The 19,456-nt window shown below is 71.9% G+C and carries 14 protein-coding genes; 3 read left to right on the top strand and 11 right to left on the bottom strand.

Annotated elements, in window-relative coordinates; translation table 11 throughout:
* Positions 1-3: 3 nt before the first annotated feature.
* The gene (pcrA, locus tag ACFVYX_RS09745) at positions 4-2,454 is read right to left on the bottom strand and encodes a DNA helicase PcrA (protein WP_389680822.1); all 2,451 of its coding nucleotides are present in this window, start codon (positions 2,452-2,454) and stop codon (positions 4-6) included.
* Positions 2,455-2,577: 123 nt separating this feature from the next.
* Positions 2,578-2,931: a hypothetical protein gene (locus ACFVYX_RS09750; protein WP_389680823.1), complete on the bottom strand. Its 354-nt coding sequence runs from the start codon at positions 2,929-2,931 to the stop codon at positions 2,578-2,580.
* A gap of 340 nt (positions 2,932-3,271) precedes the next feature.
* Between ACFVYX_RS09750 and ACFVYX_RS09755 the strand changes: the two genes are divergently transcribed.
* A complete protein-coding gene (locus tag ACFVYX_RS09755; protein ID WP_389680824.1) occupies positions 3,272-4,387 on the top strand; it encodes an NlpC/P60 family protein in 1,116 nt (371 codons plus the stop codon).
* A gap of 8 nt (positions 4,388-4,395) precedes the next feature.
* Here the strand turns inward: ACFVYX_RS09755 and ACFVYX_RS09760 are convergent, their stop codons facing one another.
* Both ACFVYX_RS09760 and ACFVYX_RS09765 read right to left on the bottom strand, forming a co-directional pair.
* Positions 4,396-5,112 carry a LuxR C-terminal-related transcriptional regulator gene (locus tag ACFVYX_RS09760; protein WP_389680825.1) on the bottom strand — a complete coding sequence of 239 codons (717 nt, stop codon included), beginning with the start codon at positions 5,110-5,112 and terminating at the stop codon, positions 4,396-4,398.
* On the bottom strand, positions 5,109-6,371 hold the full coding sequence (locus ACFVYX_RS09765; RefSeq protein WP_389680826.1) for a PspC domain-containing protein: 1,263 nt from the start codon (positions 6,369-6,371) through the stop codon (positions 5,109-5,111). The genes ACFVYX_RS09760 and ACFVYX_RS09765 overlap by 4 nt, the downstream gene beginning before the upstream one ends.
* Positions 6,372-6,527: 156 nt before the next feature.
* Between ACFVYX_RS09765 and ACFVYX_RS09770 the strand changes: the two genes are divergently transcribed.
* Positions 6,528-7,874 (top strand): PspC domain-containing protein, encoded by a 1,347-nt coding sequence (locus tag ACFVYX_RS09770; RefSeq protein WP_389680827.1) that lies wholly within the window; start codon positions 6,528-6,530, stop codon positions 7,872-7,874.
* Between the two features lie 156 nt (positions 7,875-8,030).
* Here ACFVYX_RS09770 and ACFVYX_RS09775 read toward each other — a convergent pair whose 3' ends face one another.
* The 4 genes from ACFVYX_RS09775 to guaA form a co-directional block, all read right to left on the bottom strand.
* Positions 8,031-8,627, bottom strand: coding sequence for a DoxX family protein (locus ACFVYX_RS09775; protein ID WP_389680828.1), 597 nt, complete (start codon positions 8,625-8,627; stop codon positions 8,031-8,033).
* A 91-nt stretch (positions 8,628-8,718) separates the two neighbouring features.
* Positions 8,719-9,951 (bottom strand): hypothetical protein, encoded by a 1,233-nt coding sequence (locus tag ACFVYX_RS09780; RefSeq protein ID WP_389680829.1) that lies wholly within the window; start codon positions 9,949-9,951, stop codon positions 8,719-8,721.
* A 175-nt stretch (positions 9,952-10,126) separates the two neighbouring features.
* Positions 10,127-10,915, bottom strand: coding sequence for a class II aldolase/adducin family protein (locus tag ACFVYX_RS09785; RefSeq protein WP_389680830.1), 789 nt, complete (start codon positions 10,913-10,915; stop codon positions 10,127-10,129).
* Between the two features lie 105 nt (positions 10,916-11,020).
* The gene (guaA, locus tag ACFVYX_RS09790; RefSeq protein ID WP_389680831.1) at positions 11,021-12,622 is read right to left on the bottom strand and encodes a glutamine-hydrolyzing GMP synthase; all 1,602 of its coding nucleotides are present in this window, start codon (positions 12,620-12,622) and stop codon (positions 11,021-11,023) included.
* Between the two features lie 329 nt (positions 12,623-12,951).
* Between guaA and ACFVYX_RS09795 the strand changes: the two genes are divergently transcribed.
* A complete protein-coding gene (locus ACFVYX_RS09795) occupies positions 12,952-13,242 on the top strand; it encodes a chorismate mutase (RefSeq protein WP_389680832.1) in 291 nt (96 codons plus the stop codon).
* Positions 13,243-13,988: 746 nt separating this feature from the next.
* Here the strand turns inward: ACFVYX_RS09795 and ACFVYX_RS09800 are convergent.
* The 3 genes from ACFVYX_RS09800 to ACFVYX_RS09810 form a co-directional block, all read right to left on the bottom strand.
* Positions 13,989-15,794: a GMC family oxidoreductase N-terminal domain-containing protein gene (locus tag ACFVYX_RS09800; protein ID WP_389680833.1), complete on the bottom strand. Its 1,806-nt coding sequence runs from the start codon at positions 15,792-15,794 to the stop codon at positions 13,989-13,991.
* A 39-nt stretch (positions 15,795-15,833) separates the two neighbouring features.
* Entirely contained in the window at positions 15,834-17,492 is a 1,659-nt protein-coding gene (locus ACFVYX_RS09805) for a succinic semialdehyde dehydrogenase (protein WP_389680834.1), read from the bottom strand.
* Between the two features lie 153 nt (positions 17,493-17,645).
* Positions 17,646-19,436 (bottom strand): serine/threonine-protein kinase, encoded by a 1,791-nt coding sequence (locus ACFVYX_RS09810; protein ID WP_389680835.1) that lies wholly within the window; start codon positions 19,434-19,436, stop codon positions 17,646-17,648.
* Positions 19,437-19,456 lie beyond the last annotated feature (20 nt).

The following is a 19,456-nucleotide window of genomic DNA, read 5'->3' on the forward strand; positions in this document are numbered from 1 at the left end:
CCGCTACAGCTTCTCGACCGGCGCGTACCGCAGCAGCAGCCGCTTCGGCTTCTCGTCGCCGAAGTCGATCGTCGCCTCGGCGTCGACGCCCGCGCCCTTCATCGCCATGACCGTGCCGAGCCCGAACTGGTCGTGGGTGACCCGGTCGCCGACCTGGAGCGAGATCACCGGCTTCTCCCCGGCGCGCCGGGTGGCGAAGCCCGAGGGGCCGGAGCGCGAACGGGAGGAGGAGAGCGAGGAGGTGATCCCCGAGGTCGGCCCGGCGGGCTTCGCCATCGGACCGGTCCGCTTCCACTCCAGGTACGCGGTCGGGATCTCCTCCAGGAAACGCGAGGCCGGGTTGTACGAGGGCTGACCCCAGGCGCTGCGCATCGACGACCGCGTGAGGTAGAGCCGCTCACGCGCGCGCGTGATGCCGACGTACGCGAGGCGCCGCTCCTCCTCCAGCTCCTTCGCCTGCCCGAGGGCCCGCATGTGCGGGAAGACGCCGTCCTCCATGCCGGTGAGGAACACCACCGGGAACTCGAGGCCCTTGGCGGTGTGCAGCGTCATCAGGGTGATGACGCCCCTGCCCTCGTCGTCCTCGTCCGGGATCTGGTCGGAGTCGGCGACGAGCGCGACCTTCTCGAGGAACTCCGCTAGGGTCGCGGGCTCCTCGCCGCGCTCCTGCTCGAACTCGAGGGCGACGGCCGCGAGTTCCTGGAGGTTCTCGATCCGGGTCTCGTCCTGCGGGTCGGTCGAGGCCTGGAGCTCGGCCAGATAGCCCGTGCGCTCCAGGACTGCCTCCAGGACGACGGCGGGTCCTGCGCCGGACTCGACGACGGTGCGCAGCTCGTCCATCAGCACGTTGAACCTCTTGACGGCGTTCGCCGAGCGGGCGGCCATGCCGTACGCCTCGTCGACCCGCTTGAGGGCCTGCGGGAAGGTGATCTTCTCGCGGAGCGAGAGGGCGTCGATCATCGCCTCGGCGCGCTCGCCGATGCCCCGCTTGGGGACGTTGAGGATGCGGCGCAGCGGGACGTTGTCCTCGGGGTTGGCGAGGACCCGCAGGTACGCGAGGACGTCCCTGACCTCCTTGCGCTCGTAGAAGCGCACGCCGCCGACGACCTTGTAGGGCAGTCCGACGCGGATGAAGATCTCTTCGAAGACACGGGACTGGGCGTTGGTCCGGTAGAAGACGGCGACGTCCCCGGCCTTGGCCTCGCCCGCGTCCGTCAGCCGGTCGATCTCGTCGGCGACGAACTGGGCCTCGTCGTGCTCGGTGTCCGCGACGTAGCCGGTGATCTGCGCACCCGCGCCCGCGTTCGTCCACAGGTTCTTGGGACGGCGGGACTCGTTGCGCTCGATGACGGCGTTGGCGGCGGAGAGGATCGTCTGCGTGGAGCGGTAGTTCTGCTCCAGGAGGATCGTGGTCGCGTCCGGGTAGTCCTCCTCGAACTGGAGGATGTTCCGGATGGTCGCGCCGCGGAAGGCGTAGATCGACTGGTCGGCGTCACCGACGACGCACAGTTCGGCCGGGCCGAGGTCCTCGTAGCCGGTGCCGACGAGCTCCCGTACGAGGGTGTACTGGGCGTGGTTGGTGTCCTGGTACTCGTCGACGAGGACGTGGCGGAAGCGGCGGCGGTAGTGCTCGGCGACGTCGGGGAACGCCTGGAGCAGGTGGACCGTCGTCATGATGATGTCGTCGAAGTCCAGGGCGTTGGCCTCGCGCAGCCGCGCCTGGTACATCCGGTAGGCCTCGGCGAGCGTCTTCTCGAAGCCGTCGACGGCCTGGTCGGCGAAGGTCTCCTCGTCGATCAGCTCGTTCTTCAGGTTCGAGATCTTGGCGCTGAACGACTTCGGCGGGAACTTCTTCGGGTCGAGGTCCAGGTCACGGCAGACCAGGGACATCAGCCGCTTGGAGTCGGCGGCGTCGTAGATCGAGAAGGAGGAGGTGAAGCCCAGCTTCTTCGACTCGCGGCGCAGGATGCGGACACAGGCGCTGTGGAAGGTCATGACCCACATCGCGTTGGCCCGCGGTCCGACGAGGTGCTCGACGCGCTCCTTCATCTCGCCGGCGGCCTTGTTCGTGAAGGTGATCGCCAGTATCTGGCCGGGGTGCACGTGCCGCGTGCCCAGGAGGTGGGCGATGCGGTGGGTGAGCACCCGGGTCTTGCCGGAGCCGGCGCCCGCGACGATGAGCAGCGGGGTGTCGGTGTGGACGACGGCGGCGCGCTGCTGCTCGTTCAGCCCCTCCAGGAGCGTGGCGGGGTCCACGACGGGGCGCGGTGCGCCGTCCCGGTAGTACGGGTCCCGGGCGGGCGGGGGCACGTCGAAGTGCTCCCCGAAGAGGTCGTGCGGGACCTCCTCCGCGGCCGGTGAGCCGTGCTCGTGGTCCTCGGGGTGGGGCGGGGGCTCCTCCGAGGAGTGGTTCTGGAGGCCTGCCAGGAAGCTGTCGTCAAAGAGGCTGCTCATCGCCTCACGAGTCTAGGACGCCCCACCGACATCCGGGCCCGCCTTCGGGAGCCGCCTTCCTCAGAGGCCTGCGGAACCGGTCACACCCCGGGGCTCCGCCGTTGCCGCCGGGGTGCCCGCGCGTCACGTCCAGAGGGTCGCGATGAAGATGTTCGCCGTGGTCAGGGCGCCGACGGTGGCGAAGAGACCCTTGTCGATCTTCTCCTCGTCGCGCTTGACGTAGACGAGGCCGAGGACGACGACGAGCACCGCGAGCTTCACGCCGATCTTGATGTTGTTCACGGTCTGGCCGTCGGCCTGGTTCAGGCCGACGAGCGCGACGCCCGTGACCAGCATGAGCAGCGCGCCGTGCAGCATCGCGGGGTTGAAGCGGGCCGTACCGGCGCCCATCGCCTTCATCTGGGTGAGGAATCCGCCCAGCAGGGAGGCGATTCCGATGATGTGCAGGGCGACGAAGACATTGATGAGTACGTCCATGGAGCGGAGCCTAACCGGGGCCATAGCACCGCCCACTGGCCGGGTCCACCCGCTCCGGCGCTTCGGTCGGCCGGGCGCCGGATTGCCCCCCGGCCTGTCCTCCCGGGCGAAAGAGTCCGGTCTCCGGCCGTCAACTCTCGCCAATAGCGGTCAACTCACCGCCCTGGCGTGACCCCAGGTTTAGCGTCCTCCACCAGGTGGCCGGCTCCCCACCACCGCCGGCGCTCCGGCGGCCGTCGGTCACCCCCGCCGAGGAACCCGGCGGCGGGCCGTCCCCCTGTGCGGCCCGCCGTCGGCCCGGTGGGCCCGTTCCCCCAGGCAGAGGATGTGACCCGCCCTCGTGGCAGCACACCGAAAACCCAAGCAGTCCCCCCTCGGTGGTCAGGCGGTCCGCACCGCCGCCACACTCGCCCTCGCCTCCGCGGCGACAGCGACGCTCTTCGAGGGGTCCGGTCACGCGGATCCCCGGCCCACCACCGCTCAGGTCAAGGCGAAGGTCGACCGCCTCTACGAGGAGGCCGAGGTCGCGACCGAGCGGTACAACGGGGCCGAGGAGAAGGCGGACGAGGCCCGCGCCGCCTTCGACCGGCTGCGCGACGAGGCCGCCCGCCGAACCCAGCGGCTCAACACCGCGCGGGACGGGCTCGGCGCCATGGCCGCCGCCCAGTACCGGTCAGGAGGCCTCGACCCCGCGGTACAGCTCGCCCTCACCTCCGCCCCCGACGAGTACCTGGAGCGGGCCGCGCTCGCCGAGAGGGCCGGGGACCGGCAGGCGGTCGCCGTCAGCGCCGTACGGCGCGAGCTCGCCGCGATCCGGCAGCTGCGCGAGGAGTCGGCGGGACGCCTGACGGCGCTGCGCGGGCACGAGGCGGAGCTGCGGCGCCAGAAGACGGCCGTGCTCGGCAAGCTGCGGGCGGCGCGCACCCTGCTCGCCCGGCTGACCGCGGAGGAGCGGGCCCGGTACGAGGCCGCCACCGCGGCCCGGGACGGATCCGCCGCCTCGGCGGGGAACGGCGGCACCGCCGGTACGACCGCCTCCGGCGGCTCCGCCACGGTGCGGGCCGACCGCTCCACGGGAGGCGAGCGGGGACCGGTGACCGCGCCGAACAGCCGGGCCGCCGAGGCCATCTCCTTCGCCCGCGCCCAGCTCGGCAAGCCGTACGTGTGGGGGGCGACGGGTCCCTCCGGGTACGACTGCTCGGGCCTCACCCAGGCGGCCTGGCGCGCGGCCGGCGTTTCCCTGCCCCGCACCACGTACACCCAGATCAACGCCGGCCGGCGCGTCTCCCGCTCCGAGCTCGCCCCCGGCGACCTCGTCTTCTTCTACTCCGGGATCAGCCACGTCGGGCTCTACATCGGCGGCGGCCGGATGATCCACGCGCCCCGGCCGGGCGCCCCCATCCGGGTCGCCCCGATCGACGAGATGCCCTTCGCCGGAGCGACCCGGGTGAGCTGAGGACGGGCTCAGACCAGGCGGCGGGCGGTGGCCCAGCGGGTCAGCTCGTGGCGGTTGGAGAGCTGGAGCTTCCGCAGCACCGCCGAGACGTGCGACTCGACCGTCTTCACCGAGATGTAGAGCTGCTTCGCGATCTCCTTGTACGCGTACCCCCGGGCGATCAGTCGCAGCACCTCCCGCTCCCGCTGGGTCAGCCGGTCCAGATCCTCGTCCACCGGGGGCGCGTCCGTCGAGGCGAAGGCATCCAGGACGAACCCCGCGAGCCGGGGGGAGAAGACGGCGTCGCCCTCCTGGACCCGGAAGATCGAGTCGACCAGATCGGTACCGGTGATCGTCTTGGTGACGTAGCCACGGGCACCGCCCCGGATCACCCCGATCACGTCCTCGGCCGCGTCCGAGACGGAGAGGGCCAGGAAGCGGACCGGGTCCTCCGCCGCGCCCATCAGGCTCGCGCAGCGCCGCAGCACCTCCACCCCGCCGCCGCCCGGAAGGTGCACGTCGAGGAGGACGACCTCGGGGCGGGTCGCCGTGATGACGGTGACCGCCTGGTCGACGTCGGCGGCCTCGCCGACCACCTCGACGCCGGTGACCTCGGTCCGGCCGATCTCGGCCTGCACTCCCGTACGGAACATCCGGTGGTCGTCGACGAGCACCACCCGCACCCGGCGCTCCGTGCCCGCCGCCCCCGCATCGGTCCCGGTAGCCGCCCCGGTCTCGTCGCTCATCCGTCCGCCCTCTCCATCTCAAGCTCCACTTCGGTGCCCCCGCCCGGCACGGACCGCAGCCGGGCGGTGCCGCCGTTGCGCTGCATCCGGCCGATGATCGATTCTCGTACGCCCATCCTGTCCTCGGGCACCGCGTCCAGGTCGAAGCCCGGCCCCCGGTCCCGCACCGAGACGAAGACCGTGCGGCCCTCCACCTCCGCGTACACCTGCACGGCGCCGCCCTCGCCACCGTACTTGGCGGCGTTGACCATCGCCTCGCGCGCGGCCTGCATCTGCGCGACCAGTCCGTCGTCGAGCGGGCAGTCTCCGACGACGACGACTTCGAGGGGGACTCCGTGCTTGTCCTCGACCTCGGCCGCGGCCTTCTTCACAGCCTCGGCGAGGGTGTCGGGCTCCTCGTCCCTGCCGGTGCCCTCGGGCTTGTAGAGCCAGTTCCGCAGCTCCCGCTCCTGGGCCCGGGCGAGGCGGCGTACCTCGCCCACGTCGTCGGCGTTGCGCTGGATCAGGGTGAGGGTGTGCAGCACGGAGTCGTGGACGTGCGCCGCCACCTCGGCACGCTCCTGGGCGCGGATGCGCATGGTCCGCTCCTCCGTGAGGTCCTGCGACATCCGCACGAGCCAGGGACCGGCGAGCAGGGCTATCCCGGTGAGCACCGCGACGGCGGCGGTGAGGGCCGTGCCCAGCTGTGCGACGGAGCCGCGGACCACCACGAAGACCGCGAGACCGGTGCCGACCAGGGCGACGCCGGCGAGGCCGCGTGCGAGATGGAAGGCGCGGCTGTGGCGCCCGCCGTCGGTCCAACTGGCCCGACGGGCGTTGTCCGCCTGGCGCCAGACCAGGGTGACGCCGCCGCAGACGAGGATCAAGGGCCAGATGTACCGCCCGGACTCGTTCTCGAAGCTGATGCTCCCGACGAGGACCGCGCCGCCGATCGCCAGGGCTATCAGGGCGACGACCTGTCCGCGATCGGGCTTGCGCAGTCTTCGACGCCCGTCGGGGGTGATCTCGAAGACGGGCCGCGGGGCGGTGCGGCCGCCGACGCCGAGCGGGACGACGATCCAGAACGCCGCGTAGAGCAGGAGGCCGAGGCCGTCCGCGAGGAAGAGGGCCAGGAAGACCACCCGCACCCAGACGACGGGCAGCCCGAGGTGTCCGGCGAGACCACGGGCGACACCGCCGAGCCATCGCCCGTCGGCGCTCCTGTAGAGCCTGCGCACGGGCGGTTCGTCGGTCTCGGTGAGACGAGCGGCTGCGGACATGCACTGATCGTCACACGATCGGCGGGCCCGGGGCATCAGGGTCTGCCCTGAGATCGTCCCTGGTAACGCCTCAGGGAGGGAGGGGTGCCGAATATCAGGGTCGGGCCAGGGTCGGCCCCGGTGCCTTTCGACGTCACGGGCCGTCACCATGGAGGCATGACGAGTTCGATGCCATCGCAGCACGTGGCCCCGCCGCCGGCGGAGGCCGTCACCGCCCCGCCACTGCGGCGCTCGCGCGGCAGCAAGGTCGTGGGCGGAGTCTGCGGCGGCCTCGGCCGGCACTTCGACCTGGACCCGGTGATCTTCCGGGTCGCGATCGGTGTGCTGTCGGTGCCGGGCGGCCTCGGGCTGATCTTCTACGGCTTCGCCTGGCTGCTGATCCCGCTCGCGGGCGAGGAGGAGAGCGAGGGGCGCAGACTGCTGACCGGCCGGGTCTCCGGCGGGTCGCTGGCCGCCGTGCTGATGGCACTGGTGGGCTGCGGGATCTTCCTGTCGATGCTGCACAGCGGCACGATGCTGGGGTCCGCCCTCCTGGTGTCGTTCGCGGTGTGCGCGGCCGCGGTCTGGTCGCGGCGCCGGCAGGTCGGTGCGGTGGAGCCCGAAGGCCGGGTGGAATCGGCCGCCGCCGCTCTCGCGGTCGCCGAGGCCCCGCCGGAGACGAAGGCGCCGCCGCTGGTCGAGTTCCCCTCGTGGTGGAAGGACCCGATAGTCAAGGACGGCTCGACGGGCAAGGTGGCCGTGGGCTATCTGTGGGGGCCGCACGGTTTCCTGGACGAGGACGGCCGGGTGGACGGCGAGGTGCCGAAGCCCGGCAGCCAGTGGGGCCCCGATCGTTCTGTCCCCGGGCGTCCTACGCCTTCGGTCCGGCGCAGTCCGCTCTCCATCGGCGGTCTCGTCCACCTGCTCGCCATGGTCGCGGCCGTTCTCGGCACCGCGCTGACCTGGGAGACGGAGCCGCTCGGCACAAGCCTGCAGACCGGTCTGGTCGCCGCCCTCGCGGTGTTCGGTCTCGGCCTGGCCGTCAGCAGCTTCCTCGGCCGGACGGGGTTCGGCACGATCTTCCACACCGTGCTCACGGCGGGACTGCTGGCGCTGGCCACGGCGCTGCCCGACCGGATCTCCACGGAGTGGATCCGCGAGACATGGGAACCGACCGCGGTCACCGCCGTGCAGCCCCACTACGAGGTGGGCACCGGAGTCGGCACGCTCGATCTGTCTCGGCTCCCGGTGCCGGCGGGCACGACCGTCTCGACGTCGGCCGGGGTGGGCGCCGGGCAGCTCAAGGTGATCGTCCCGAACGACGCGGTCGTGAAGGTGCGCGCCGAGGTGGGGCTCGGTGATCTGCAGCTGCCGGGTCAGCCCCCGAACGACATCGACATCTCGCCGGACCGTACGGAGAACCGCACGCTCAACCCGCCGGCCGGGACCACCCCGGCGGGCACTCTGGACCTCTCGCTCGAGGTCGGCATCGGACAGGTGGAGGTCACCCGTGCTGCTTCATGAGTTCCGCCCCGGCCGGCTTCTCGTCGGCCTCACCGCCCTCGCCCTGGCCGCCGTGTACGCGGGGGACGCCACCGGGTCCTGGACGACCCCCTGGTACGTAGTGGTCCCGGTGCTCTGTGGTGGCCTGGGAGCGGCCGGCTTCGCGACCTGGGTCGCCTACCGAATACGGCGCCGATCGGCGAGGAGCCTGTCCAACGACAGCACGGACGCACCTGCCAGCAGCAGCGGGAGCCAGGCCATCAGATAGGCGAGGTCGTTGCCGAGGTAGTAGGGCTGCACCTGCCAGCTCACGGTCAGCCAGAGGCTCAGCGAGATCAGCGCGCCCCCAAGGGCCGCCAGTCGCGCGAAGAGGCCCAGCAGGGTTCCGATCCCGACGGCGAGCTCTCCGATGGAGATGGCGTAGCCGAATCCGGTGGGGTTCCTGAGGGCGAGGTCGACCAGGGCGGGGACGGCCGAGGTGTCCCGGACACCGCGCATCGTCTCGCCGATGGAGCCGCTGCCGGTGTCGGCGAGGAAGGCGGAGTCGGTGAGTTTGTCCAGACCGGCGTAGACGAAGGTGATGCCGAGGAAGAGGCGGAGCGGAAGGAGGGCGTAGCGGGAGGCAACCGCCTTCCACCCTTCGAGGACGGTCGTCCACCGGGCACGGACGGCCCCGCGTCGGTCGAGGTGGGTGTTCTCGGTGGGGCGGACGGTGCCGCCGGTGCCCTGGGCGCCGTCACCCGTGTCGTCCGTCCGGTTCGACTGTCCCGTCATCGTCGGTCACCTCTCCACGCCCCGTACGACTGTTCGCTGAACGATTCTCCTCGTCCTCGCGCTCCGGGGATACGGGAAGGGGGCCGGACGCTCAGTCCACGACATCGATCGTGACCCGGTTGCTCTCCAGGCCCGCCGCCGTCACGACCGAGACCTCCACCCGGCCCGGTTCCACATCGGCCGGGAGGGGGACGGTCAGGGAGGTGTCGGTGGGGTTGGCGAAGCCGCCCGGGACCGGAACCAGCGGCACATGGGCGTGGACGGGGCCGATGCGGACGACGAGCCGGGTCAGCGGGTCGGGGGCGCGGGCGCCGGGCGGGACGAAGCCGTAGCCGCGGATCTCGATGTCGTCGCCCGTCCGGATCGGGGCGTCGAGGTCGCCCGCCTCTCGGGACCGGACCACCGAGTGGATGGCGGGGCGGACGCCCTCGGCGCACTTGGCGGCGAGGTGCCAGGCCGCCGAGCCGCCGAGGAGGAGCACCAGGGTCCAGGGCACCTCGGGGAGCCCGGAGGGGTGGCGGGCGAGTCCGGCGGCCGCGAGCACGAGGACGGAACCGGAGACGAGGAGGTACTGGACGTCGGCGAGGTCGGCCCGGCCGTTGTCGTCGCAGAGGAGGTCGGAGGGGCGCGGGCGGTCGGCGCGCACCTTCTGGAGGCGGCGGGCGGCGATCCCCACCGTCACGACGATGCGGGCGGCCACCGTGAGGGCCGACACGAGGGCGAGGGCGGTCAGCAGACCGGCGCCCCGGGCCAGGCCGAAGGCGGTCGCGCCCGGTGACCGGAAGGCGAGGAAGAGGAGGGTGTAGCCGAGGAGCAGGAGCCAGGCGGCAGCGACGGCACGGGTGGTGGAGAGCCGGTTGTCCTCGCCGATGAGAGGGGCGAGGAGTCCGCCTCGGGAGCGGTGGACGTGGGCTGCGGCGCTGAGGAGGACGGCGAGGACGAGGGCGGTGCAGAGGCCGGCCGTGCGGGCGCCGGTCCAGCCGGCCCCGACAGCGGTGAGGGCCTGGCCGAGGAGGAGGGCGAGGACGGCGCCCCAGACGACGCCGAGGGTTCCGCGCCGTACTCGGTCGAGCCACGCCGCGCCGGCCTCCCGGTCCCGTACGGCAACCGCGCGGGCGGACTGGGCGAGCTCGTCGGAGACCCACTGGCGGGCGGCGACCGGGGAGTGGGCGACGGCCGCGGGGACGCCGTGTCCGGCGGCGAGTTCGTCGCGCCGGGCGAGGAAGGCGGCGACAGCGCGGCGGTGGCCGGCCCCGCCGCAGTGGGCGCAGCCGGCACAGGCCGTCGCGTGCTCGCCGTACTGTCTCGCCTCTTGAACCGCCACGGTGCTCACTTCCCGAGCTCACTTCACGACACGTACCGGGCGTCCGCAGGGCCAACCAGTCGTCGGTTCCACGGAATTGTGCCGTACCGGCGGCTCCCGCGCCTCCCGCGTGCGCCCCGCCGGAGAGTGATTGCCGCGCCATCTCATTGACGTACAGAAGGGTGAAGCGATGGTGTTACGACAGGAGTTCGGGCTCCGCTCGGCTGATCCTGCGCCACAGGGGCTGGTAGTTGATCCAGGCGACGAGGTCGCCGCCGAGCTGTTCGCGGGTGGCGACGGCCTCGCGGTGGTCGATCAGGACCGGTTTGCCGGCCGCCCGCGCGGCCAGCTGCACCTGCGCGCAGCGCTCGACGGTGATGAACCACCAGGCCGCCGCGTCGACGGAGGTGCCGACGGTGAGGACTCCGTGGTTGCGGAGCACGATCGCCTTGAAGGCACCGAGGGCGACGGCGATCCGGCGGGCTTCCTCGGCGTCCACGGTGACTCCGGTGTAGGCGTCGTAGAGGGCGTGGTCCTGGTAGAAGGCGCAGGCCTCCTGGGTGATCGGGTCGAGGAGTTCACCGAGCGCGGCGAGGGCCCGTCCGTGGAGGGAGTGGGTGTGGGCGACGGCGACGGCGTCGGGCCGGGCCCGGTGGACCTGGGCGTGCACGGTGAACGCGGCCTGGTTCACGTGCCGGCCGCCCCGGAGGACCTGTCCTTCGCCGTTGACCAGGATGAGGTCGCTCGCGGTCACTTCCTCGAACGGCGCCCCGAAGGGGTTCACCCAGAACGCGTCGGGGTACTCGGGGTCGCGGGCGGTGATGTGGCCCGAGACGCCCTCCTCGTAGCCGAACCGTCCGAAGAGCCGGAGCGCGCCCGCGAGCCGCTGCTTGCGGTGGACGCGTTCCTCCTCGGCCGTCGCGTGGACGGGCGGCAGGGCGAAGGGGAGCCGGTCGACGGGGACGGGTTCGGGTATCGCGCTCATGCGCCGGAAGGTAACGCCCGGCCGGGCAAGTCACCAGAGCCCGGACACGACGAAGCCGCCGCCCCGGGCTACCGGGACGACGGCCTCACACATCCGCGGGAGCGACTACTCCCACTCGATGGTGCCCGGCGGCTTGCTGGTGATGTCGAGGACGACGCGGTTGACGTCCTCGACCTCGTTGGTGATCCGGGTGGAGATCTTGGCGAGCACGTCGTACGGCAGGCGCGACCAGTCCGCCGTCATGGCGTCCTCGGAGGAGACGGGGCGCAGCACGATCGGGTGGCCGTAGGTGCGGCCGTCGCCCTGGACGCCCACGGAGCGGACGTCGGCGAGCAGGACGACCGGGCACTGCCAGATCTCCCGGTCGAGGCCGGCCGCGGTGAGCTCCTCGCGGGCGATGGCATCGGCCTCGCGCAGCAGGTCCAGGCGCTCCTTGGTGACCTCGCCGACGATGCGGATGCCGAGGCCGGGGCCGGGGAACGGCTGGCGCTGGACGATCTCCTCGGGCAGGCCGAGCTCCTGGCCGACCATGCGGACCTCGTCCTTGAAGAGCTGGCGCAGCGGCTCGACGAGCTCGAACTCCAGGTCCTCGGGGAGGCCGCCCACATTGTGGTGGGACTTGATGTTGGCGGTGCCGGTGCCGCCGCCGGACTCGACGATGTCCGGGTAGAGCGTGCCCTGGACGAGGAAGGCGACGTCCTCGCCGGTGCCCGCCGACTCGGCGACGATCTCGGCCTGGGCCTGCTCGAAGACGCGGATGAACTCGCGGCCGATGATCTTCCGCTTCTCCTCGGGGTCGGAGACCCCTGCGAGGGCGGCGAGGAAGCGGTCCTGGGCGTCGACGACCTTGAGGTTGACGCCGGTCGAGGCGACGAAGTCCTTCTCGACCTGCTCGGTCTCGTTCTTGCGCATCAGGCCGTGGTCGACGTACACGCAGGTGAGCTGCGAGCCGATGGCCTTCTGGACGAGCGCGGCGGCCACGGCGGAGTCGACGCCACCGGAGAGGCCGCAGATGGCGCGCTTGTCGCCGACCTGGGCGCGGATGGCCGCGACCTGCTCCTCGATCACGTTGCCCGTGGTCCAGCTCGGCTGGATACCGGCACCGCGGTAGAGGAAGTGCTCCAGGATCTGCTGGCCGTGCGTGGAGTGCATGACCTCGGGGTGGTACTGGACGCCGTACAGCTTCTTCTCGTCGTTCTCGAAGGCGGCGACCGGCACGACGTCCGTGGACGCGGTGACGGAGAAGCCCTCGGGGGCGGCGGAGCAGGCGTCGCCGTGCGACATCCAGACGGACTGCTCGACCGGCGTGCCCTCGAAGAGGGTGGAGCCGGCCTTGGAGACGTGCAGCGGGGTCCGGCCGTACTCGCGGGCGCCGGTGTTGTCGACGGTGCCACCGAGGGTCGTCGCCATCAGCTGGAAGCCGTAGCACATGCCGAAGACGGGGACACCCGCCTCGAAGAGCGCGCGGTCGAGACGGGGAGCGCCCTCCGCGTACACGGAGGACGGGCCGCCGGAGAGGATGATCGCCTTCGGGTTCTTGGCCAGCATCTCGGCCACCGGCATGGTGGACGGGACGATCTCGCTGTAGACCCGGGCCTCACGGACGCGGCGGGCGATGAGCTGGGCGTACTGGGCGCCGAAGTCGACAACGAGGACTACGTCCGGGTTGGAGACGTCGGGCGCGGCAGCGGGAGTCGCTGATGACACTACGGCGGCCTTCCGGCGGTAGGGAGGATCCCCCGAGAGGGGGGCTATTTGTCGATTCTACCGGCGCGCCGGTGACGTTCTTCGTCTCACCATCCGAACCCGGTTTGGCTCGGGCTCGGCGGCCGGGTCCATACTGTCGTCATGCGCGAGCTCACGACCTTCGTCTTTACCTATGGCAACCGGCCCACCGGCTGCCATGGTCGTGCTGCTTGAGCAACTGACAAGCGACTTCCCAGGCGCCCCGGGCCGACAAGGCCCGGGGCGTTCTGCTGTTTCCGGGCCGGATCGGTCCAGGGCCTCCGAGATTCCGACATCACGAGGAGCCCACCATGACCGCACTGACCGAGACCGAGAAGACCGGCGCCCGCACCGACGAGGCGGCGGCGCTGATCGGCGACTCCCGTGAGCGCATCGACGCGCTCGACGACCGGATCATCGGGTTGATCCAGGAACGGATGGCCGTCTCGGCCGTGATCCAGGAGGCCCGGATCTCCTCCGGCGGCCGCCGGGTGAACCTGGCCCGCGAGATGGAGGTCCTCGGCCACTACCGGGACGCGCTGGGCAAGCCGGGCACGACGCTGGCGATGACGATGCTGGAGCTGTGCCGGGGGCGCATCTGAGACGCCCCCGGGCGGCGAGGAGGTCCCCGCCCGGCTTCGGGGTGGGCGCCCCGCGGCTTCAGGCCGGCGCCCACGGCTTCACGGCGGCCCCGCCCGGCCATGGGGTGGGCCCCCGCATCTGAGTTCGGGCCCGCTCTCACCCGTACGGCGCGTGACCGGCTCCGACCCGGCTTCGTTGGTCCTGGTGTCCGTGCCAGCCAGGGGCGGGCCCGTAAGAAACCACGCGTGGCTTCGCTGGGGCGTGTGGCGTACTCCGGTACGTCGTGGGACCTCGCACCAGCGCTTGTGACCGGACAGCAGGGGACAGCAGCCCGGTCGCCCAGAAAGGGCGGTCGGTCCCGGGGACGCCCGGGGCCGGCCGCACCCGGCCGATCTTCCGAACCTCCCGTCCTCCCGTTCCTCCCCCCACGCGGCGCGACCTCCCGGCGCCGCCCCGCTCGGCACCGCCGCTGCCCTGTCACCGGTGCCGACCCCCAGGGCCCCGTGCCGCCGCGACCAGACGTCGCGCGCGCGGGGCCCTTCCTTGTGCGCGCGACCCGAGAAGGAACCCTGACGCGCGGCCCGAAAGGGAGCTGACACCCACCCGACACGAGCGTGACGCACGTCACACGAAGATCCTGCGCAACCGCTACAACCAATCCCGTCGGTCGCGGGTCATCTATGCAGCATCACCAAAACTGGTAAGGGCGCTGCACTCGGAGGGGGGTGCAGCGCCCTTTCCTGTGAGCCGGGCCGTCCGGGCCGTGTCAGGCCTTCCTCGGCGGGACCGCGGGCATCCCAAGGAACGGCAGCCGCAGGGCGCCGAAGGCCTCGGCCGGGACCGCGGGGGACTTCGGTTCGATCGCCGCGAGCCGTACGTACGCCTCCCCCTGCCGCGGGCGGGTGTCCTCCTCGCCCTTGTTCGGCCAGAAGGACATGGCCCGCTCGGCCTGGGCCGTGATCGTCAGCGACGGGTTGACGCCGAGGTTGGCGGAGACGGCGGCCCCGTCGACGACGGAGATCCCGGGGTGGCCGTAGAGCCGGTGGTAGGGGTCGATGACGCCGGTCTCCGCGTCGGCGCCGATGGGGCAGCCGCCCAGGAAGTGGGCGGTGAGCGGGGTGCCCATCAGTTCGCCGATGTTGGAGCCGGCGAAGCCGTTGATCTCCTCGGCGAGGAGGGTGGCGGCCCGGGTGGCCTCCGGGATCTGGACCGGGTTCGGTGCGCCGTGCCCCTGACGTGCGGTGAGCAGGCCCTTTCCGAGGCCGCCCGGCTTGCGGTAGGTCGTCAGGGAGTTGTCGAGGGACTGCATGACCAGGCCGATGATGGTCCGCTCCGACCAGTGCCAGTTGGAGAGGGAGCGGGCGGCGAGGGCGGGGTGTCTGACCAGGTTGAGGAACCAGTTGCGTACCCGGTGGGCGCCGTAGGGCACCTGGAGGACGGTGAGGCTGCCCATGGAGTTGGAGCCCTTGCCGTAGCGCACCGGTTCGATGTGGGTGTTGGCGTCGGGGTGGACCGAGGAGGTGATGGCGACACCGCGGGTGAAGTCGGCCTTCTCCTTGCCGAACTTCCTGCGGTAGCGGCGGTCGGTGGTCTGCGCGCCGACCAGTCCCTCGGAGTTGGTACGGGTGAGTTCGCCGAGCCGGTGCGAGATCCGGGGCAGCAGCCCGCTGTCCTTCATCCGGTGCAGCAGGGTCTGGGTGCCGTACGTGCCGGCCGCGATCACCACACGGCGGGCGGTGAACGTCCGCCCCTTCCCCTTCCTCCGCCGATCCGTGGGAAGGGTCTTCACCGCGAAGCCGCCCCGCGAGTCCTCGGTGACGGTGACGACCGTGGTCAGGGGGTGGACGGTGGCGCCCGCCTGCTCGGCGAGGTGGAGGTAGTTCTCGTTGAGGGTGTTCTTGGCGCCGTGACGGCAGCCGGTCATGCACTCACCGCATTCGGTGCAGGCGCGCCGGGCCGGCCCCGCACCTCCGAAGTACGGGTCGGCGACCTCGCCGCCCGGCTTCGCCTTCGCCGTTCCGTCGGCGTCGTCACCGTCGCCGAAGAAGACGCCGACCGGTGCCATGTGGAAGGTGTCGCCGATGCCCATCGCCTGGGCGGCCGCCTTGAGGTGCACGTCGGAGGGGGTCGTCGTCGGGTTGAGCCGGACGCCGAGCATGCGCTGCGCCTGGTCGTAGTACGGCCGCAGCTCGTCCTGCCAGTCCGTGATGTCCTTCCACTGCGGGTCGTCGAAGAACGGCTTGGGCGGTACGTAGAGGGTGTTGGCGTAGTTGAGGGAGCCGCCGCCGACGCCTGCGCCCGCGAGCACCATGACGTTGCCGAGCAGGTGGATGCGCTGGATGCCGTAGAGGCCGAGCGCGGGGGCCCACAGGAAGTTCTTCACGTCCCAGGAGTTCTTCGGCAGGGTCGCGCGGGTGAAGCGGCGCCCGGCTTCCAGGACGCCGACCCGGTAGCCCTTCTCGGTGAGACGGAGGGCGGTGACCGAACCGCCGAAGCCGGAGCCGACGACGAGCACGTCGTAGTCGTACGCACTGTCCTCGTCCTGATTCTGGGCAGGGGGTACCACGGTCATGGCTCTCCTCGTACGAAAAGGGGTGGAAGGGGAAGGGCGTCAGCGCAGGCGCAGGGCCTTCATCGCCTTCAGGGACACGCTCATGAACGCGGCGTACTTCTCGTCGTCCATCCCGAAGGAGGGCGCGAGGGGCATGAGCCGCTGCTGGGCGACGGTCTGGGCCTCGGTGTACTTGAGGATGCCCTCCGAGCCGTGGCGCCGGCCGAGCCCGGAGTCCTTCATGCCGCCCATCGGGGACTGCACGCTGCCGTAGGCGGGGGCGTACCCCTCGTTGATGTTGACGGTGCCGGTGCGCAGGCGGGCCGCGACGGCGTGGCCGCGGCGCGAGTCCTTCGTCCAGACGGAGGAGTTCAGACCGTACGGGGTGGCGTTGGCGAGGGCGATGACCTCGTCCTCGTCCGTGAAGCGGTAGATCGAGACGACCGGGCCGAAGGTCTCCTCGGTGCAGACGGCCATCGGGGCCTCGACGCCGTCGAGGATGGTCGGCTCGTAGAAGAGGGGGCCGATGTCGGGGCGGGCGACGCCGCCGGCGACGAGCGTGGCGCCCTTGGCGACGGCCTCCTCGACGTGCTTCGTGACGGTCTCCAGCTGCCGCTCGCCGACGAGGGAGCCCATGTCGGCGCCGTACGCGAGGGCCTTGCCGAGCCGCATCGCCTTCGTACGGGCGGCGAAGCGGGCGAGGAAGTCGTCGGCGACGGACTCGTGCACGTACAGGCGCTCGATGGAGATGCAGAGCTGGCCGGCGGAGGAGAAGCAGGCGCGGACGGCTCCGGCGGCGGCCTTCTCGATGTCGGCGTCCTCGAGGACGAGCATCGCGTTCTTGCCGCCGAGTTCGAGGGAGACGCCCACGAGCCGGGCGGCGGCGCCCTGGGCGACCTCGCGGCCGGTGCGGGTGGAGCCGGTGAAGGAGACGTAGTCGGCGTGCTTGACGACCTCCGGGCCCACGACCGGGCCCTCGCCGAGGACGACCTGGAAGACCTCGGCGGGCAGGCCGGCCTCGATGAGCAGGTCACGGGCCCAGAGCGCGGTGAGCGCGGTCTCCGTGTCGGGCTTCATGACGACGGCGTTGCCCGAGACGAAGGCGGGCAGCGCGTCGCCGACGGAGAGCTCCAGGGGGTAGTTCCACGGGGCGATCTGGCCGACGACCCCGCGGGGCTGGCGCAGTTCGGTGACCTTGGTGAGGGTCGGGACGACACCGGTGTGGTGGCGGGGGCGCAGGTACGAGGAGGCCTTGCGGCCGTAGTGGCGTGCGGCGACGGCCACCGCCTGCACCTCCTCGTGGGCGTGCAGGCGGGCCTTGCCGGTCTCCAGTTGGATGAGGTCGAGGACCTCGGCCTGACGCTGGAGGACCAGGTCGTGGAAGCGGAGGAGGACGGCGGCGCGGGCCTTGACCGGGGTGGCGGCCCAGACCGCCTGGGCGGCGCGGGCACGCGTGAAGGCCTCGGCGACGTCCTCGGGGGTGGACTCGGGCAGGTCCGCCAGCTTCTCCCCGGTGAACGGGGTGTGGTTGGCGGTGCGGCCGGAGCCGACGACGCCACGGGTGAGCCGGGCGACCACCTCGGGCGTCACGACGTCGGCGGCGGTGCGCGCGCCGGCGGGCGCGGGCGCGACCGGGTTGGTCGCCGCGGCGGGTGCTCCGGCCTTCGCGGCGGGGACGTCGGGAACCGAGGGGGCGGCGGGGGCCTGCGAGTCCGTCATGAGGGCGAGCGTAGGCGGCGTTCCGCCCTTTGGGTACCCGTCGGTAACGCGTTTTCACCGGGTACACACATCGCGCCAGCGATCACTGGCACATAAGCCCTGATCAGGGGCTTATGACGGAAGCAGGCCCTCCTCCGAGATTTCCCGAAGGGCTCAGTCGCCCGGCGCCCGCCAGTGCTGGAGGACGATGTCGAACTGCTCTCGGGTGGTCTCCCAGCTCGACTCCGGGGACGACATGTACACGGCGTACTCGGTGCCGTCGTCCTCGTAGTACATGAGGTCGATCGCGTGGCGCGGTCCGGGGAAGTCCTTCTTCTCGGTCCAGGTGAACTCCCACTGGGCGGAGTTGACCTGGTCGCGGTAGGTGACCTGATTGAGCTTGATCCTGGTGTAGTCCATCCGCTTCCGCAGGACCCGCTCCAGGTCGAGGGCGTGCATGTACGGGTTCTCGAAGTCGGGGTTCCGGTCGATGCTGATCCGGATGCGGTGGTTGCCGTTGTCCGGGGTGTAGTCGATCTGGTCGCCCTCCGTCTGGCGCTTCCAGCCGTCCGGTACGAGCAGGCTGAAGCCCTCCCGGTCGTGGACGCGGTGCCAGCCGGCCGGCACGTCGTTCGCGGGGCCGTCGGCGGCGGTGGAGGGGGCGGACCCGGTGGTCGAGGTCCGCCCGCCTCCGCCGCCGTTCCGGTCGTCGTCCGCGTAGTTCATGGCGGCGAAGACGGCGCCGCCCGCGACGAGTCCGGCGAGCACGGCCGCGAGGACCGCGGTACGCCAACGGCCCCGGCCGGGGGCCGACGCGGGAGCGGCGGACGGCGGCACCACGGTGGGCGGGGCGGCGGCGGGGTGGTGCGTGCGCGACTCGGGCCGCTGCGGCCGGTGGGGGTCGTGGGGCTGGTGGGGGTCATGCGGCTGGTGGGGCCACTGGGCCGTACGCGCCGGTGCGGACGCACGGGACGCACCCGTCGGCCCCGTGGCATCCCGCGCCCCTTCCCCGTCGTCCTCCTCGCTCAGCTCCACCAGGCCGTGGCCGAAGCCAGGCCCGTCCCCCGTCCGGTCCAGGTCCTCCCTGGCCACGCGCTGGGTCGGTACGTACGCCTGCGCCGCCTCCGGCGTCCGCCCCTCCATGGCGTCGAGCAGCATCCGCCCGGCCTCGTCGGCCTGCGGCCGCTGCTCCGGGTCCTTGCGCAGCAGGGCCACGATGACGGCGGCCAGCGGCCCCGCCTTCTCGGGGTACGGGGGCTCCTCGGCCACCACGGCCTGCATGGTGCTGATCGGCGAGGTGCGGCGGAAGGGTGAGGTGCCCTCCACCGCCGTGTACAGCGTGGCTCCGAGGGACCAGAGGTCGGAGGCCGGGCCCGGGTCGCCGCCCCTTACCCGCTCGGGCGCGAGATAGTCGATGGAGCCCACGAGTTCGCCGGTCCGGGTGATCGTCGCGTCCCCCTCGATCGCCGCGATCCCGAAGTCGGTGATCAGGACGCGCCCGTCGCGCGCGAGGAGCACGTTGCCCGGCTTGACGTCCCGGTGCAGCACCCCGGCCGCGTGCGCGGCGCGCAGCGCGCCGAGCACGTGCAGCCCGATCCTGGCCGCCTCCCGAGGCTCGATCGCGCCCCTCTCCTTGGCGGCGTCGGCGAGCGAGGGCCCGTCGACGTACTGCATGACGATCCACGGCCGGTCGTCGTGCTCCAGGACGTCATGGACGGTCACCACACCCGGGTGCGTGATCCGCGCGGCGGCCCGCGCCTCCTTCTGCGTACGGGCGTGCAGCACGAGGCGGTCTGCCTCGGCCACGAACCGGCCCGCCGTCAGCTCCTTGACCGCCACCACGCGGTGCAGCACCTCGTCGTGCGCGCGCCAGACCTTGCCCATGCCGCCGCGTCCGATGGACTCGCCCAGCCGGTAGCGACCGGCGAGCAACAGCCCCGCCCCTGTGCTCTGAGAATGTTCCACTAGCCCCCGCCCGTTCCTTC

It is taken from the genome of Streptomyces sp. NPDC058326 (assembly GCF_042879855.1).
Taxonomy (GTDB): Bacteria; Actinomycetota; Actinomycetes; order Streptomycetales; family Streptomycetaceae; genus Streptomyces.

What these genes read in the sequence shown, in the direction of transcription:
- pcrA (WP_389680822.1), bottom strand. Translation starts at nt 2,454, where the DNA reads ATGAGCAGCCTCTTTGACGACAGCTTCCTGGCAGGCCTCCAGAACCAC.
- ACFVYX_RS09750 (WP_389680823.1), bottom strand. Translation starts at nt 2,931, where the DNA reads ATGGACGTACTCATCAATGTCTTCGTCGCCCTGCACATCATCGGAATC.
- ACFVYX_RS09760 (WP_389680825.1), bottom strand. Translation starts at nt 5,112, where the DNA reads ATGAGCGACGAGACCGGGGCGGCTACCGGGACCGATGCGGGGGCGGCG.
- ACFVYX_RS09765 (WP_389680826.1), bottom strand. Translation starts at nt 6,371, where the DNA reads ATGTCCGCAGCCGCTCGTCTCACCGAGACCGACGAACCGCCCGTGCGC.
- ACFVYX_RS09770 (WP_389680827.1), top strand. Translation starts at nt 6,528, where the DNA reads ATGACGAGTTCGATGCCATCGCAGCACGTGGCCCCGCCGCCGGCGGAG.
- ACFVYX_RS09775 (WP_389680828.1), bottom strand. Translation starts at nt 8,627, where the DNA reads ATGACGGGACAGTCGAACCGGACGGACGACACGGGTGACGGCGCCCAG.
- ACFVYX_RS09785 (WP_389680830.1), bottom strand. Translation starts at nt 10,915, where the DNA reads ATGAGCGCGATACCCGAACCCGTCCCCGTCGACCGGCTCCCCTTCGCC.
- ACFVYX_RS09795 (WP_389680832.1), top strand. Translation starts at nt 12,952, where the DNA reads ATGACCGCACTGACCGAGACCGAGAAGACCGGCGCCCGCACCGACGAG.
- ACFVYX_RS09800 (WP_389680833.1), bottom strand. Translation starts at nt 15,794, where the DNA reads ATGACCGTGGTACCCCCTGCCCAGAATCAGGACGAGGACAGTGCGTAC.
- ACFVYX_RS09805 (WP_389680834.1), bottom strand. Translation starts at nt 17,492, where the DNA reads ATGACGGACTCGCAGGCCCCCGCCGCCCCCTCGGTTCCCGACGTCCCC.